Annotated in this window: 12 protein-coding genes; 4 read left to right on the forward strand and 8 right to left on the reverse strand. The window is 61.8% G+C overall.

Going from position 1 to position 16,109, the window contains the following annotated elements:
• Window positions 1-5: 5 nt before the first annotated feature.
• From cmk to mtnA, 7 genes are all read right to left on the reverse strand, one after another.
• Window positions 6-695, reverse strand: a complete 690-nt coding sequence (cmk, locus tag HBO10_RS01285) for a (d)CMP kinase (protein WP_003189772.1) — start codon at window positions 693-695, stop codon at window positions 6-8.
• Window positions 692-2,902, reverse strand: a complete 2,211-nt coding sequence (locus HBO10_RS01290) for a bifunctional prephenate dehydrogenase/3-phosphoshikimate 1-carboxyvinyltransferase (RefSeq protein WP_034126689.1) — start codon at window positions 2,900-2,902, stop codon at window positions 692-694. The genes cmk and HBO10_RS01290 overlap by 4 nt, the downstream gene beginning before the upstream one ends.
• Window positions 2,903-2,930: 28 nt before the next feature.
• The gene (gene hisC / locus HBO10_RS01295) at window positions 2,931-4,043 is read right to left on the reverse strand and encodes a histidinol-phosphate transaminase (protein WP_034126688.1); all 1,113 of its coding nucleotides are present in this window, start codon (window positions 4,041-4,043) and stop codon (window positions 2,931-2,933) included.
• 9 nt (window positions 4,044-4,052) lie between these two features.
• Window positions 4,053-5,147 carry a prephenate dehydratase gene (pheA, locus tag HBO10_RS01300; protein ID WP_032902668.1) on the reverse strand — a complete coding sequence of 365 codons (1,095 nt, stop codon included), beginning with the start codon at window positions 5,145-5,147 and terminating at the stop codon, window positions 4,053-4,055.
• Complete coding sequence (gene serC / locus HBO10_RS01305) at window positions 5,147-6,232, reverse strand: 3-phosphoserine/phosphohydroxythreonine transaminase (RefSeq protein WP_034126687.1); 1,086 nt, start codon at window positions 6,230-6,232, stop codon at window positions 5,147-5,149. The genes pheA and serC overlap by 1 nt, the downstream gene beginning before the upstream one ends.
• Before the next feature lie 242 nt (window positions 6,233-6,474).
• On the reverse strand, window positions 6,475-9,129 hold the full coding sequence (gene gyrA / locus HBO10_RS01310) for a DNA gyrase subunit A (protein WP_169921882.1): 2,655 nt from the start codon (window positions 9,127-9,129) through the stop codon (window positions 6,475-6,477).
• Between the two features lie 423 nt (window positions 9,130-9,552).
• Complete coding sequence (gene mtnA, locus HBO10_RS01315) at window positions 9,553-10,623, reverse strand: S-methyl-5-thioribose-1-phosphate isomerase (protein ID WP_034126685.1); 1,071 nt, start codon at window positions 10,621-10,623, stop codon at window positions 9,553-9,555.
• Between the two features lie 109 nt (window positions 10,624-10,732).
• On the opposite strand from mtnA, the gene HBO10_RS01320 reads away from it, so the two are divergent.
• The 4 genes from HBO10_RS01320 (at window position 10,733) to HBO10_RS01335 (ending at window position 14,421) form a co-directional block, all read left to right on the forward strand.
• The gene (locus HBO10_RS01320; protein ID WP_034126684.1) at window positions 10,733-12,064 is read left to right on the forward strand and encodes a TRZ/ATZ family hydrolase; all 1,332 of its coding nucleotides are present in this window, start codon (window positions 10,733-10,735) and stop codon (window positions 12,062-12,064) included.
• 64 nt (window positions 12,065-12,128) lie between these two features.
• On the forward strand, window positions 12,129-12,827 hold the full coding sequence (gene ubiG / locus HBO10_RS01325) for a bifunctional 2-polyprenyl-6-hydroxyphenol methylase/3-demethylubiquinol 3-O-methyltransferase UbiG (protein WP_003189760.1): 699 nt from the start codon (window positions 12,129-12,131) through the stop codon (window positions 12,825-12,827).
• Between the two features lie 4 nt (window positions 12,828-12,831).
• Complete coding sequence (mupP, locus tag HBO10_RS01330; protein WP_003189759.1) at window positions 12,832-13,503, forward strand: N-acetylmuramic acid 6-phosphate phosphatase MupP; 672 nt, start codon at window positions 12,832-12,834, stop codon at window positions 13,501-13,503.
• A 177-nt stretch (window positions 13,504-13,680) separates the two neighbouring features.
• Window positions 13,681-14,421, forward strand: a complete 741-nt coding sequence (locus HBO10_RS01335; RefSeq protein ID WP_003189758.1) for a YciK family oxidoreductase — start codon at window positions 13,681-13,683, stop codon at window positions 14,419-14,421.
• A gap of 152 nt (window positions 14,422-14,573) precedes the next feature.
• Here HBO10_RS01335 and HBO10_RS01340 read toward each other — a convergent pair whose 3' ends face one another.
• On the reverse strand, window positions 14,574-16,088 hold the full coding sequence (locus tag HBO10_RS01340; protein ID WP_034126683.1) for an ABC transporter substrate-binding protein: 1,515 nt from the start codon (window positions 16,086-16,088) through the stop codon (window positions 14,574-14,576).
• Window positions 16,089-16,109 lie beyond the last annotated feature (21 nt).

Consider the following 16,109-nt stretch of genomic DNA (forward strand, 5'->3'; position numbering starts at 1 on the left):
CTTGATCACCCGGCGATATCGCGAATGGCGATTTCACTCATGATGCGTTCCAGCACCTGCTCGATGGACAGCTCCGTGGAATCCAGCTGTATGGCGTCAGCCGCCGGTTTGAGCGGGGCTACCGCACGCTGGGTATCACGCTCATCGCGTGCACGGATCTCATCTAGCAGACTCGACAGACTAACACCATCGACTTTGCCCTTCAACTGCAAGTAACGGCGGCGTGCCCGCTCCTCGGCGCTGGCGGTCAGGAAAATCTTCAGCGGCGCCTCGGGAAACACCACCGTGCCCATGTCGCGGCCATCGGCCACCAGGCCCGGCGCCTCCTGGAATGCGCGCTGGCGCTGCAGCAGCGCCTCGCGCACGGCGGGCAGCGCAGCCACTTGGGAGGCGCCCGCGCCGATACTCTCGGTGCGAATCACATCGCTGACTTCATCACCTTCCAGAATGATGCGCTGCAACTGACCCTCGGTCGCCGCAATGAACTGCACATCCAGATGGGCGGCAAGCTTCGTCAGCAATTCTTCGTTGGTCAGGTCAACACCATGGTTGTGCGCAGCAAACGCCAGCAGGCGGTACAGCGCGCCAGAATCCAGCAGGCACCAACCCAGGCGCTTGGCCAGAATGCCAGCGATTGTGCCTTTGCCCGAGCCACTAGGCCCGTCGATGGTAATCACCGGTGCTTTGATATTCACAATTGAGCCTCTTGGGCAACACGGATGCCGACTTGGGCACACAGTGTCAGAAAGTTCGGAAAAGACGTAGCAACATTGGCGCAGTCAAGGATACGAATAGGCGCCATCGCCCGCAGGGAAGCCACACTGAACGCCATGGCAATCCGGTGATCGCCATGGGCATGCACTTCACCGCCGCCCATCGGGCCACCGTCAATGATAATCCCATCAGGCGTGGGTTCACACTTCACGCCCAGGGCCAACAGACCGTCGGCCATCACCTGGATACGATCGGACTCCTTGAGCCGCAACTCCTCGGCACCGCGCAAAACGGTGCGACCTTGAGCGCAGGCTGCGGCAATAAACAGCACAGGGAACTCATCAATCGCCAACGGCACCAGGGCCTCTGGAATTTCGATGCCCTTGAGCGCGGCGGCACGCACACGTAAATCCGCAACCGGCTCGCCGCCCACCTCGCGCTGATTTTCGAGGGCGATATCAGCCCCCATCAGCCGCAGGATATCGATTACCCCGGTGCGGGTCGGGTTGATACCGACATGCTCCAGCAGCAGCTCGGAGCCCTCGGCAATCGAGGCCGCCACCAGGAAAAACGCCGAAGACGAAATATCCCCCGGCACTTCAATACGCGTAGCGGTCAACCCATGCCCCGACGCCAGCGACGCCGTCGCGCCCTGCACCGCCACCGGGTAACCAAAGCCGCGCAGCATGCGCTCGGTATGGTCGCGGGTCGGTGCTGGCTCGGTCACCGAGGTTTTACCCTCAGCGTACAACCCCGCCAACAACAGGCAGGATTTCACCTGGGCACTGGCCATGGGCAGTACATAGTTCAAGCCTTTGAGCGACTGCCCACCACGAATGCTCAGTGGCGGACGCCCGTCCGGCCCCGTCTCGATGATTGCGCCCATTTCCCGCAGCGGCTTGGCTACGCGGTTCATCGGGCGCTTGGACAGCGAGGCATCGCCGGTCAGCACGCTGTCAAAGCTCTGCGCCGCCAATACACCGGCCAACAGGCGCATCGATGTGCCGGAATTACCCACATAGATCGGCCCCGGCGCAGCCTTCAGGCCATGCAGGCCGACACCGTGAATGGTCACGCGCCCATGGTGCGGGCCCTCGATCACCACGCCCATGTCGCGAAAGGCCTGCAAGGTCGCCAGGGCATCTTCACCCTCAAGGAAGCCCTCCACCTCGGTCACACCGTCGGCCAACGACCCCAGCATGATCGAGCGATGAGAGATCGACTTGTCACCCGGCACGCGGATGCGCCCGCTCAAGCGGCCACCCGGGCTGGCGATGAAGGTCAAGTCATCGGTGCTCACTGCGGTTTCCATGTAGGCCCGGCGCGCGAGGATCTTGCTGAAATGTTCACGCGCCACCCGCGCACGGGTGAACACGCCCAGCAGTTGATGGCCGTCTCCCGCATCCACCGCGTCGCGCAAGGCGTCGAGGTCACTGCGGAAGGTGTCCAGAGTGCGCAACACCGCTTCGCGATTGGCGAGGAAGATGTCGTGCCACATCACCGGATCGCTGCCGGCAATCCGCGTAAAATCGCGGAAGCCGCCGGCGGCGTAGCGGAAAATCTCGAGGTTCTCGTTGCGCTTGGCCAACGAATCCACCAAGCCAAATGCCAGCAGATGCGGCAAGTGACTGGTCGCTGCCAACACTTCGTCGTGACGCTCGACCTGCATATGCTCTACATCCGCGCCCAGCTCGCGCCAGAGACGATCCACCACTGCCAACGCCGTGGGATCGGTTTGCGCAAGCGGCGTCAGGATAACCTTATGCCGACGGAACAACTGCGCATTGGATGCCTCCACCCCGCTCTGCTCGGACCCAGCGATTGGATGGCCCGGCACAAAGCGCGGCGGCATCCCACCAAACGCCAATCGTGCCGCACGCACCACGTTGCCTTTGGCGCTGCCCACATCGGTAAGGATCGCTTGCCCGAGGTCCATGCCTGCCAGTACCGCCAGCAATTTCTCCATGGCCAGGATCGGCACGGCAAGCTGGATCACATCCGCGCCCTGGCACGCAACGGCCAGGTCCGCCTCACAGCGGTCCACCACCCCCAACTCCACCGCCAACGTGCGCGACTGCGGGTCGAGGTCCACGCCCACCACTTCGCCACACAGCCCACTTTCACGCAGGCCCTTGGCGAAGGAGCCACCGATCAACCCCAGGCCGACCACCACCAGGCGACCGATCATAGGCACAGCAGGTTGCAATGCAGTGACATCAACCACGGGCCAGAACCTTGGCCAACGCCTCAAGGAAGCGGCTGTTCTCAGCCGGCAGACCGATGGTGATACGCAGATGGTTCGGCATGCCGTAGTTGGCCACCGGGCGCACGATCACGCCCTCGCGCAGCAAGCCCTGGAACACCGGCGCAGCCACCTGGCCGAGGTCGACGCAGATGAAGTTGCCCTTGGACGGAATCCAGCCCAGGCCCAGCTCACGAAAACCTTCCTGCAATTGCAGCATGCCGCTTTCGTTGAGGCGACGGCCTTCTTCCAGGTATTCGGTATCCTGCACCGCCGCACAGGCGGCCGCCAGGGCCAGGCTGTTGACGTTGAACGGCTGGCGCACGCGGTTCAGCACATCGGCGACCACGGGGGTGGACAAGCCATAACCGACCCGCAACGACGCCAGGCCATAAGCCTTGGAGAACGTACGCGACACCAGCAGGTTCGGGTAGGCCGCGAGGAAATCCAGGCCATCGGGCAGGTCGCTGCCTTCGGCGTACTCGATGTAGGCTTCGTCCAGCACGACCAGCACATGCCCCGGCACGTCCTGCAGGAATTCGTTCAGTGCCCGCTCGTCAAACCAGGTGCCGGTCGGGTTGTTCGGGTTGGCGATAAACACCACGCGAGTCTGGGCATCGATGGCCGCCAGCATCGCCGGCAAGTCATGGCCCCAGTCCTTGGCAGGAATCACGCGAGCATCCGCCCCCACCGCCTGAGTCACGATCGGGTAGACCGCAAACGCGTGCTCGCTGAACACCGCATTCAAGCCTGGCGCCAGGTAAGCACGGGCGACCAGCTCAAGGATGTCATTGGAGCCATTGCCCAGGGTCACCTGGTTCAGCTCGACCCGGCACTTGTCCGCCAGCAAAGACTTGAGCGCAAAACCGTTGCCATCGGGATAACGGGTCAGTTCGGCCAGCTCTTCACGAATCGCCGCCAACACTTTTGGGCTCGGGCCCAGCGGGTTTTCGTTACTCGCCAGCTTGACGATTTTGGACGGGTCCAGATTCAACTCGCGGGCCAGTTCGTCCACAGGCTTGCCTGGAACGTAAGGCGAGAGTTGTTGCACGCCCGGCTGCGCCAGGGCGAGGAAGTTGCCACTCATGTCAAAGCCTCACAAAACCGCTTTCGGGTAAGAGCCCAGCACCTTGAGTGCCACGGCTTCCTGACTGATTTTCTCCAGCACGCCCTTGACCAGAGGGTCGCGGTGATGGCCCATGAAGTCGATAAAGAATACGTAGGTCCACTTACCGCTGCGCGAAGGACGAGTCTCGATGCGCGTCAGGTCAATCCCGTTGTCGTGGAACGGCACCAGCAGCTCATGCAGCGCGCCGGGCTTGTTGCTCATGGAGACGATGATCGAGGTCTTGTCGTCGCCGGTGGGCGGCACTTCCTGGCTGCCGATCATCAAAAAGCGCGTGGAGTTATCCGGGCGATCTTCGATCTTTTCGGCCAGGCGCGTCAGGCCGTACAGGCCGGCAGCCATATCGCCGGCAATCGCCGCCGAGTTCCACTCACCCTTGACCCGCTTGGCCGCCTCGGCGTTGCTGGACACCGCAACGCGCTCTACATTCGGGTAATGGGCGTCCAACCACTTGCGGCACTGGGCCAGGGACTGGGCGTGGGAATAGATACGGCTGATGCTGTCGGTCTTGGTGTTTTCACCCACCAGCAGGTGGTGGTGGATACGCAGCTCCACCTCACCGCAGATGACCATGTCGTGCTCAAGGAAGCTGTCCAGCGTGTGGTTGACCGCGCCTTCGGTGGAGTTTTCCACCGGCACCACGCCAAAATTCACCGCACCGGCCGCGACTTCACGGAAGACTTCGTCGATGGCCGCCATCGGCTTGCTGATCACCGCATGGCCGAAGTGCTTCATGGCTGCCGCCTGGGTGAAGGTGCCTTCAGGGCCGAGGTAAGCCACTTTCAGCGGCTGCTCCAGCGCCAGGCACGAGGACATGATTTCACGGAACAACCGCGCCATCTCTTCGTTGCCCAACGGGCCCTTGTTGCGTTCCATCACACGCTTGAGCACCTGGGCTTCACGCTCGGGCCGGTAGAACACCGGCACTTCGCCTTCCGCCAGGGACGCCATTTTCACCCGGGCCACTTCCTGGGCGCAGCGCGCGCGCTCACTGATCAGTTCCAGGACCTTCTCGTCCAGACTGTCAATGCGTACGCGCAGGGCCTTGAGTTCTTGCTCAGACATTAGCCGTGTTCCTTCTCGAACTCTGCCATGTAGGCAACCAGCGCATTGATGGCGTGGATGTCAACGGCGTTATAAATGGAGGCGCGCATGCCACCCACCGAGCGGTGGCCCTTGAGGTTCAGCAGGCCGCGCGCGTCGGCGCCGGCCAGGAACGGCTTGTCCAGGCGGTCGTCGGCCAGGCGGAACGGCACGTTCATCCACGAGCGGTCGCTGAGGTTGATCGGGTTGCTGTACAGGCCGCTGGCGTCGATAAAGTCGTACAGGACGCGCTTCTTCTCTTCGTTGAGCTTGCCCATAGCCGCCACGCCGCCCTGCTCCTTGAGCCATTCGAACACCAGGCCCGACAGGTACCAGGCAAACGCCGGCGGGGTGTTGTACATCGAGCCGTTATCGGCCGCGACCTTGTAGTTGAGCATGGTCGGGCACACCGAGCGGGCGCGGCCCAGCAGGTCTTCGCGGATGATATTGACCAGGATGCCGCTCGGGCCGATGTTCTTCTGCGCGCCGGCGTAGATCATGCCGTACTTGGACACGTCGATCGGGCGCGAGAGGATGTCCGAGGACATGTCGCACACCAGCGGAACGTCACCGACTTGCGGCACCCAATCAAATTCCAGGCCACCGATGGTTTCGTTCGCGACGTAGTGAACGTAGGCCGCGTCCTTGGTCAGCTTCCACTCGTTCTGACCGGGAATGGCGAAGTAGTCGTAGGGCTTGGCGGTGCCTGCCACATTGACATGCCCGTAGCGCGAGGCTTCTTCGATAGCCTTCTGACCCCAGATACCGGTGTCGATATAGTCGGCAGTCCCGCCTTCTGGCAGCAGGTTCAGCGGTAACTGGGCGAACTGCTGGCTCGCGCCGCCTTGCAGGAACAACACTTTGTAGTCGGAGGGGATGTCCAGCAAGTCGCGCAGATCCTGCTCGGCCTTGGTGGCGATGGACACAAACTCATCGCTGCGATGGCTCATTTCCATCACGGAGAGGCCTTTTCCATGCCAGTCGAGGAGTTCACCCTGCGCACGCTGCAGGACTGCTTCAGGAAGCGCCGCGGGACCGGCACAGAAGTTATAGGCTCTCTTGCTCACATCCAATCTCACTCTGATCTGGTGGGGCTGCAATCATGTCAGCAACGCCCTCGTTCTGGAGCGGACATCTGTGGGAGCTGGCTTGCCTGCGATAGCAGCGCCGCGGTATCACTGAATGACCGAGGCGCCTGTATCGCAGGCAAGCCAGCTCCCACATGGACCGCGTCCAGGCAAAGGGCGCTGTATTTCATACGGGACAAACAACAAGGGGGCGAATCTTCATCCGCCCCCTGTGTGTCCGCTTACTCCTGCGGTTCTTCTTCGTCTGCGGCAGCGTCGAGGGTTGGCTCGTCAACGTTGTCATCGCCAGCTGCGATCACCTCGCCTTCAAATTCCTCACCTTGGAGCTCTTCACCTTCGACTTCCGAAGGCTCCTGCACACGCTCCAGGCCGACCAGTTTTTCGTCCTTGGCCAGCTTGATCAGGGTCACGCCCTGGGTATTACGGCCCAGGCTCGACACTTCCGCCACACGGGTACGCACCAGGGTGCCCTGGTCGGAAATCAGCATGATCTCCTCGCCATCGAGCACCTGCACCGCGCCGACCAGACGGCCGTTGCGGTCGTTGCTGACCATGGCGATCACGCCCTGGCCGCCACGCTTGTACTCCGGGAACTCACTGATGGCGGTACGCTTGCCATAACCACGCTCGGAAGCGGTGAGGATCTGGCTGCCTTCTTCCGGGATCAGCATGGAAATCAGCTTCTGCCCTTCCGGCAGGCGCATGCCGCGTACACCGCGGGCGGTACGGCCCATGGCACGTACGTCGGATTCCTTGAAGCGTGTGACCTTGCCGCCGTCGGAGAACAGCATGACTTCGCGCTCGCCATCAGTGATGGCTGCGGAAATCAGCACGTCGCCTTCATCCAGCTCCAGGGCGATCAGGCCCACGCTGCGTTGACGGCTGAAGGATTCCAGCGGGGTCTTCTTCACGGTGCCTTTGGCGGTGGCCATGAAGATGAAGTGGCCTTCGGTGTATTCCTCGACCGGCAGCATGGTGGTGATGTATTCATCACTGTCCAGGGGCAGCAGGTTGACCAACGGACGGCCACGGGCAGCGCGGGAGGCTTCCGGGATTTCGTAAGTCTTGAGCCAGTACACCTTGCCCTTGCTGGAGAACAGCAGCAGCGTGGTGTGGCTGTTGGCGACCAGCAGGTGAGCGATGTAGTCCTCATCCTTCACGCCGGTAGCCGATTTACCCTTGCCACCACGACGCTGGGCCTGGTAGGCCGCCAGCGGCTGGGTCTTGGCATAGCCACCGTGGGAGATGGTCACCACGCGCTCTTCTTCCGGGATCATGTCACCCAGGGTCAGGTCCAGGCGCGCATCGAGGATTTCGGTGCGGCGCACGTCGCCGTATTCGGCGCGGATCACTTCCAGTTCTTCGCGGATCACTTCCATCAGGCGCACGGCGCTGCTGAGGATGCGGATCAACTCGCCGATCTGGTTGAGGATCTCCTGATACTCGGCCAGCAGCTTCTCGTGCTCCAGGCCAGTCAGGCGGTGCAGGCGCAGTTCCAGGATGGCCTGGGCCTGTTCTGGCGACAGGAAGTACTTGCCTTCACGCAGACCGTATTGCGGGTCCAGGGTCTCGGGGCGGCACGAGTCGGCGCCAGCGCGCTCAACCATCGCGACCACGGCGCTGGATTCCCAAGGCGTGCTGATCAGCGCTTCCTTGGCTTCCGACGGGGTTGGCGAGGCCTTGATCAGGGCGATCACCGGGTCGATGTTCGACAACGCAACCGCCTGGCCTTCCAGGATATGGCCGCGCTCGCGGGCCTTGCGCAGTTCGAACACGGTGCGGCGGGTGACCACTTCGCGGCGGTGACGCACGAAGGCTTCCAGCAGGTCCTTGAGGTTCAGGATGCGCGGGCGGCCGTCGATCAGGGCAACCACGTTGATACCAAACACGCTTTGCAGCTGGGTCTGGGCGTAGAGGTTGTTGAGGATCACCTCGGGCACTTCGCCGCGGCGCAGCTCGATGACCACGCGCATACCGTCCTTGTCGGACTCGTCGCGCAGCTCGGTGATGCCTTCCAGCTTCTTCTCTTTAACCAGCTCGGCGATCTTCTCGATCAGGCGTGCCTTGTTCAGCTGGTAAGGGAGTTCGGTGATGACGATCTGCTGGCGGCCACCGACCTTGTCGATGTCTTCGATCATCGAGCGGGCACGCATGTAAATGCGCCCGCGGCCAGTGCGGTAGGCTTCGATGATGCCGGCGCGACCGTTGATGATCGCGGCGGTCGGGAAGTCCGGGCCGGGGATGTATTGCATCAGCTCATCGACGGTCAGCTCAGGGTTGTCGATAAGGGCCAGGCAACCGTCGATGACTTCACCGAGGTTGTGCGGCGGGATATTGGTGGCCATGCCCACGGCGATACCGCTGGAGCCGTTGACCAGCAGGTTGGGAATCTTGGTGGGCATGACAGCCGGGATCATTTCGGTGCCGTCGTAGTTCGGCACCCAGTCCACGGTTTCTTTATGCAGGTCGGCCAGCAGCTCGTGCGCCAGCTTGGTCATGCGCACTTCGGTGTATCGCATGGCCGCGGCGTTGTCGCCGTCCACCGAACCGAAGTTGCCCTGGCCGTCTACCAGCAGGTAGCGCAGGGAAAACGGCTGCGCCATCCGAACGATGGTGTCGTACACCGCAATGTCGCCGTGAGGGTGATACTTACCGATCACGTCACCGACAACACGGGCAGATTTCTTGTACGGCTTGTTCCAGTCGTTACCCAGCTCGCTCATCGCGAACAGCACACGCCGGTGCACGGGCTTCAAGCCATCGCGCGCATCAGGCAGTGCCCGACCGACAATTACGCTCATCGCGTAGTCGAGGTAGGACTGTTTCAGCTCGTCTTCGATATTGACCGGGAGGATTTCTTTGGCCAGTTCGCCCATGAGAAGCCTGATTCCTTTTTCGGGTGAAACCTCGTCACATCCATTCGGGACGAACGAAGCTCGCCGCTGCCGGCACGGTGCCTGACAACGACTTACGACAAATCAACGAGTTATGACACGGATCTGCACGTTATAGGCAACCCCTCGGGGCAGCCCTGGAAACCGCCGGATGTTATCACAATCGCCGCCACGCACCTATCCCCCTGATGCGCATGGAGGCTAGTAATTTGACGGATGACAGGCTTGAAGGGGACGAGAGGGGCTCAGAGGCGCGATGGTGGTATTTTTTGAGGATGGATCCAGCAGTTTTATTGACCTTAACGGCCAATCGCAGGCAAGCCAGCTCCCACCTTTGATTTGTGAATACAGTTAAAGGTGGGAGCTGGCTTGCCTGCGATGGCGCCCCCACAGGCACCCACACACTCAATGCAGCCGCTTACGGCACATCAACTTGGCCAGTTTGGCAGTGTCTGGCCGCTCGACAATGCCTTTTTCGGTGACGATCACGTCAATCAGGTCCGCAGGCGTCACATCAAATACAGGGTTAAGCGCCGCGATATCCAACCGCTGCCCATCAACCTCAAGCAACTCACCCATATCGCGCTGCTCCAGCGCAACATCCTCCCCCGTAGCCATCATCAAATCGAGGGTCGAACTTGACGCCACCACCATAAAGCGCACGCCATGGTGCATGGCACAGACGGCCAGTTGATAAGTGCCGATCTTGCTGACCACATCGCCATTGGCCGCAACACAGTCAGCACCCACCACCACCCAGGTCACGCCTTTGGTCTTGAGGATATGCGCCCCCGCGGAGTCGGCATTCACCGCCACCGGGATGCCCTGGCTCGCCAACTCCCACGCCGTCAGACGCGAGCCTTGCAGCCATGGACGGGTTTCATTGACATAGACCTGCTCGACCAACCCCTCCAGATACGCCGCGTGAATCACCCCGAGGGCTGTGCCAACGCCGCCGGAAGCCAACGCGCCGGCATTGCCATGGGTAAGGATCGCCTGGGCATTGCCCTGATGCTTGCGAATCCGCTCCATACCCAACTGGGCCATGACCACATTGGCTTCCCGATCACTCTCATGGATCGCGACGGCTTCGGCCTCCAGCACCACCAGCGGGTCGGCGTCCTGCTTGAGGCGATCCAGGCGGTCGCGCATGCGCTGCAAGGCCCAGAACAAATTCGATGCGGTCGGCCGGGTATGGGCCAGCAAGGCGTAGTCTTCTTCCCACGCGGCCTGCCAGTCACCGCCCTCGGCGATGCGCTCGCGGGCGGCGAGCACCAAGCCATAGGCGGCGCAGATGCCGATGGCCGGTGCGCCCCGCACCACCATGGTGCGAATGGCGTCAGCCACCGCTTCAACGGTACCGCAGGCCACCCAGTGCTCCCGGGACGGCAAAACACGCTGGTCGAGCAGGTGCAGCGCGCCATCACGCCATTCGATGGCCTTCACGTTCTCTGCAGCCAACAGTCGGTCGCGCATCCCTTACCCCGCACTCATGAACAAAAGCCGCCGATTATAGCGATCCGCCAGCCGGGACGCTCGGGTATACTTCGCCCTTCTTTTATAGCTGCCTGGGAAGAAGCCTGCGATGACCTCCACTGCCGCCCCGCTCGACTTGTTGCTGCTGCCGACCTGGCTGGTACCCGTCGAGCCCGCTGGGGTGGTGCTCAAGGAGCACGGCCTGGGTATCCGCGATGGCTGCATTGCCTTTATCGGGCCACGGGACGCGGCGTTGAAGCTGGCGGCGCAAGAGGTGCGTGAACTGCCCGGCATGCTGCTCAGCCCCGGCTTGGTCAATGCACACGGCCATGCAGCCATGACCCTGTTCCGCGGCCTGGCCGACGATTTGCCACTGATGACCTGGCTGGAAAAGCACATCTGGCCAGCCGAAGCCAAGTGGGTCGATGAAGCGTTCGTGCGCGACGGTACCAACCTGGCCATTGCCGAGCAGATCAAGGGCGGCATCACCTGCTTCTCGGACATGTATTTCTACCCCAAGGTCGCCAGTGATTGCGTGCACAACAGCGGTATGCGTGCACAGATCGCACTGCCGATCCTCGACTTCCCGATCCCCGGCGCCAGCAGTGCCGACGAGGCGATTCGCCAGGGTATCGAGCTGTTCGGCGACCTCAAGCACCACCCGCGCATCAAAATCACCTTCGGCCCCCACGCGCCCTACACTGTGTGCGATGCCAACCTGGAAAAGATCCGGGTGATCGCCGAAGAGCTGGACGCCGTGATCCATATGCATGTTCACGAAACCGCCTTTGAAGTGCAGCAAGCCGTCGAGCAGACCGGCGAGCGGCCATTGGCGCGCCTGGCTCGCCTTGGCCTGCTGGGCCCGCGCTTTCAGGCCGTGCACATGACCCAAATCAGCGAAGACGACCTGGCTTTACTGGTAGAAAGTAACACCAGCGTCATTCACTGCCCGGAATCGAACCTGAAACTGGCCAGCGGCTTTTGCCCGGTGGAGCGCTTGTGGCAGGCTGGCGTCAACGTGGCCATCGGCACCGACGGCGCTGCCAGCAACAATGACCTGGATTTGCTCGGCGAAACCCGCACGGCGGCGATGCTGGCCAAGGCCGTGGCCGGCTCGGCCACTGCGCTGGATGCCCACCGCGCCTTGCGCATGGCCACACTCAACGGCGCCAGGGCGATGGGCCTGGACAGCCAGATTGGCTCCCTGGAAGTCGGCAAGGCGGCAGACATCGTCGCTTTTGATCTTTCCGGGCTGGCGCAACAACCGATCTACGATCCGGTCTCACAGCTTATATATGCCACCGGGCGCGATTGCGTGAAACACCTTTGGGTTGCCGGCAAGCCATTGCTCGACGACCGGCAATTGACCCGCATGGATGAACAACAGTTGACCGCCACGGCCATTGCCTGGGGCCAACGCATCAGCGGGCACAGCGAATAACGACGCGGCTGAAGCCTTGGGTTCAGCCGCGACACACCGACTTATCAGATTCAGAGGATTCACCATGAGCAACGTCGATCACGCCGAAATCGCCAAGTTTGAAGCCCTGGCTCACCGCTGGTGGGACCGCGAGAGCGAATTCAAACCCCTGCACGATATCAACCCACTGCGGGTCAACTGGATTGACGAGCGCGTCAACCTGGCCGGCAAGAAGGTGCTGGACGTCGGTTGCGGCGGCGGCATCCTCAGCGAAGCCATGGCCCAGCGCGGCGCCACCGTCATGGGCATCGACATGGGTGAAGCGCCGCTGGCCGTGGCCCAGTTGCACCAGCTCGAATCCGGCGTGAGCGTGGAGTACCGCCAGATCACCGCCGAAGCCCTGGCCGAAGAAATGCCCGAGCAGTTCGACGTGGTCACCTGCCTGGAAATGCTCGAACACGTGCCAGACCCGTCCTCGGTGATCCGTGCGTGCTTCCGTATGGTCAAGCCCGGCGGCCAGGTGTTCTTCTCCACCATCAATCGCAACCCCAAGGCTTACCTGTTCGCGATCATCGGCGCCGAATACATCATGAAGCTGCTGCCGCGCGGCACCCATGATTTCAAGAAATTCATCCGCCCTTCCGAGCTGGGTGCGTGGAGCCGCCAGGCCGGGCTGACCGTCAAGGACATCATCGGCCTGACCTACAACCCGCTGACCAAGCACTACAAGCTGGCCAACGACGTTGACGTCAACTACATGATCCAGACCCTGCGCGAGGAGTAAGCCTGTGAAGTTGCGAGCGGTTCTCTTCGACATGGACGGTACCCTGCTGGACACCGCGCCGGACTTTATCGCCATCTGCCAGGCCATGCGCGCCGACCGAGGCCTGGCGCCGATCAACCCGCAGCACATCCGCGATGAAATCTCCGGCGGTGCCCGAGCGATGGTTGCCGTGACCTTCTCGATGGATCCTGAATCCCCAGGCTTTGAAGAGCTGCGCCAGGAATTCCTGGAGCGCTACCTCAAGGACTGCGCGGTGCACAGCAAACTGTTCGACGGCATGGCCGAACTGCTGGAAGACATCGAGAAAGCCAAGCTGATCTGGGGCGTGGTCACCAACAAGCCGGTGCGCTTTGCCGAACCGATCATGCAGCGCCTGGGCCTGGCCGAACGCTCGGCCGTGCTGATCTGCCCGGACCATGTGAAAAACAGCAAGCCGGACCCGGAGCCGATGATCCTGGCGTGCAAAATGCTCGACCTGGACCCGGCCAGCGTGCTGTTCGTGGGCGATGACCTGCGCGACATCGAATCCGGCCGCGACGCCGGTACGCGCACGGCGGCGGTCACCTATGGCTATATCCACCCGGATGACAACCCACGTCACTGGGGCGCGGATGTGGTGGTGGATCACCCGCTGGAATTGCGCAAGGTGCTGGATAACGCGCTGTGCAGTTGCTGATTGTTCGAAGATCTCAACAACGCTGAGATCAATGTGGGAGCTGGCTTGCCTGCGATAGCGGCCTGCCAGCCAGCACATCTGGCGGCAGTTAGTCCGCCATCGCAGGCAAGCCAGCTCCCACGGGAAATGGATTCCACTTCAAGTGGTGTATCACCTTGAATTTTGTCGAGGCTATTTATGTTTGATTACTCTGCACCGCCAGAACTGCTCAAAGGCCGGACCATCCTGGTAACCGGCGCCGGTCGCGGGATTGGCGCGGCAGCGGCGAAGACCTATGCCGCCCATGGCGCCACCGTGCTGTTGCTGGGCAAGACCGAAGCCAACCTGGCCCAGGTGTATGACGAGATCGAAGCCGCGGGCCACCCACAGCCGGTGGTAATCCCGTTCAACCTGGAGACCGCCCTGCCCCATCAATACGATGAGCTGGCAGCGATGATCGAAAAGGCATTCGGCCACCTCGACGGCTTGTTACACAACGCCTCGATCATCGGCCCGCGCACGCCCATCGAGCAGTTGTCCGGCGAGAACTTCATGCGGGTGATGCACGTCAACGTCAACGCGATGTTCATGCTGACCAGCACTTTGCTGCCGCTGCTCAAGCTGTCCCAGGACGCGTCGGTGGTGTTCACCTCCAGCAGTGTCGGGCGCAAGGGCCGTGCTTATTGGGGTGCCTATGGCGTGTCCAAGTTCGCCACCGAGGGGCTGATGCAAACCCTGGCCGATGAGCTGGAAGATGTGGCCGCAGTGCGCGCCAACAGCATCAACCCGGGCGGCACCCGCACCAGCATGCGCGCCCAGGCGTACCCAGGGGAAAACCCGATGGAAAGGCCGGCGCCGGAAGAGATCATGCCGGTGTACCTGTACCTGATGGGGCCCGACAGTGCCGGCATCAATGGCCAGGCCTTCGATGCGCAATAAGCCCTGACACACCGCAAAACCCTGACACACCGCAAAACAAAGGTGGGAGCTGGCTTGCCTGCGATAGCATCACCGCGGTGCAACTGAAGCACCGAGGTGTCTGCATCGCAGGCAAGCCAGCTCCCACATTGCTTTGTGGTGTAGTTAAAAACTCAGTTTTTGACCACTTCCTCAAGGGTGAAGCGCCCCAACGGGTTCTGCAGGAAGTTGCTTATGTTCTTGCGTGAGAAGTTGATGTACGGGCTGTAGTACAGGTCAATCCAGTTCACATCCTGTTTGGCCAGCTTCTGCAACTCCACATACATTTGCTCACGCTTGGCCGGGTCTGCCTCGATCCGCGCGGCCGCCACCAACGCCTTGACCTGGTCGTTCTTGTAGCGGGTCATGTAGTTCTGGTTGGTGTCGTGGCCCAGTACGAAGGTGGTTTTCTGGTCGGGGTCGAGGATGTCGTTGGTCCAGTACATCACCGAAATATCGTATTCACCGTCCACCAGCATCTGCCAGCTTTGGGTGGGGTCGACTTTCTGCAGGTTGGCGGTCACGCCGACCTTGGCTAGCTGGTCCTTGATGATCACCGCGATCTGCTCGTCGGCCTCGTTGCCGGCGTTGACCACGTAGTTGAGCTTCAAGTCCTGGGCACCCGCAGCGGCCAGCAGCTTCTTGGCTTCGGCCGGGTCGTACGGGCGTTGCAGGTTGTTGGCGTAGTGGTACAGCGAGCCCTTTGGAATGTAGGAATAAGCCACGGTGCCTTGACCGTAAGTGACGGCTTTGACCAGCGATTGCTTGTCGATGGCCATGTCCAGGGCCTGGCGCACTTGCGGCTTGGCCAACAAGCCGTGCTCGTGGTTGATCAACAGGTGATCTTCACGGGTGGACGGGTCGGCGTGGATCACCACGCTCTGGTCTTTCTTCAGCTCTTCCACGCGGGAGAACGGTACAAAGATCGCCGTGTCGAGTTCGTTGTTCTGCACCATGCGCATGCGCGTGTTGTCATCGGTCACCGACACCCATTCCACGCCGTCCAGGCTCACGCTGCCGGCCTGCCAGAAATTCGGGTTTTTCTTCAGGATCACGCGGTCGCCCTTGCGCCACTCGTCCACGGTAAACGCGCCGGACGTCACCGGGTTTTCCGAGTAGGCGTCTTCGCCCATCTTGGTCATGGCTTTTTCCGACAGGATCGACACCGTCGGCGACGCCAGTTGCGAGAGGAAGGCCACCGCCGGGGTTTTCAGGGTGACCACCAGGGTCTTGGCATCGCTGGCCGTGGCGGTGTTGATCAGGCTGAACGGGTCGCTCCACAACGAGGCCTTGTTGTCGCGGATGCGCAGCAGGCTGAACGCGGCGTCGGCGGCAGTGATCGGCGAGCCGTCAGAGAACTTCGCCTCGCGCAGCTTGAAGGTGTAGGTCAGGCCATCCTTGGAAATGTCCCAGCTTTCGGCGAGGCCCGGTTCCATCTTGGTGCCCAGGTTATCCACGCGCACCAAGGTGTCGTAGACGTTGGCAAATACCCAGGTGTCGCGGTTTTGCGCGCTTTTGATCGGGTCGAAAGTGGTGCTGTCTTCACGGCAGCCGATGGTGAGCACACCGGCGGCATGGGCCAGGCCGGCGGTCAGCGACCAGGCCGTGAGGGTAGCGGCGGCGAGCAATTTCAAGTGGCGCGAGTGCATATCACAACTCCTTGTTAATGA

The sequence above is a fragment of the Pseudomonas sp. WS 5503 genome, from assembly GCF_012985385.1.
GTDB classification, from domain to species: domain Bacteria; phylum Pseudomonadota; class Gammaproteobacteria; order Pseudomonadales; family Pseudomonadaceae; genus Aquipseudomonas; species Aquipseudomonas paracarnis.

Bases quoted from the DNA above. Each gene is read 5' to 3' on its own strand.
- ubiG (WP_003189760.1), top strand. From the start codon at position 12,129: ATGAGCAACGTCGATCACGCCGAAATCGCCAAGTTTGAAGCCCTGGCT.
- mtnA (WP_034126685.1), bottom strand. From the start codon at position 10,623: ATGCGCGACCGACTGTTGGCTGCAGAGAACGTGAAGGCCATCGAATGG.
- HBO10_RS01320 (WP_034126684.1), top strand. From the start codon at position 10,733: ATGACCTCCACTGCCGCCCCGCTCGACTTGTTGCTGCTGCCGACCTGG.
- HBO10_RS01290 (WP_034126689.1), bottom strand. From the start codon at position 2,902: ATGATCGGTCGCCTGGTGGTGGTCGGCCTGGGGTTGATCGGTGGCTCC.
- HBO10_RS01335 (WP_003189758.1), top strand. From the start codon at position 13,681: ATGTTTGATTACTCTGCACCGCCAGAACTGCTCAAAGGCCGGACCATC.
- gyrA (WP_169921882.1), bottom strand. From the start codon at position 9,129: ATGGGCGAACTGGCCAAAGAAATCCTCCCGGTCAATATCGAAGACGAG.
- pheA (WP_032902668.1), bottom strand. From the start codon at position 5,147: ATGTCTGAGCAAGAACTCAAGGCCCTGCGCGTACGCATTGACAGTCTG.
- HBO10_RS01340 (WP_034126683.1), bottom strand. From the start codon at position 16,088: ATGCACTCGCGCCACTTGAAATTGCTCGCCGCCGCTACCCTCACGGCC.
- hisC (WP_034126688.1), bottom strand. From the start codon at position 4,043: ATGAGTGGCAACTTCCTCGCCCTGGCGCAGCCGGGCGTGCAACAACTC.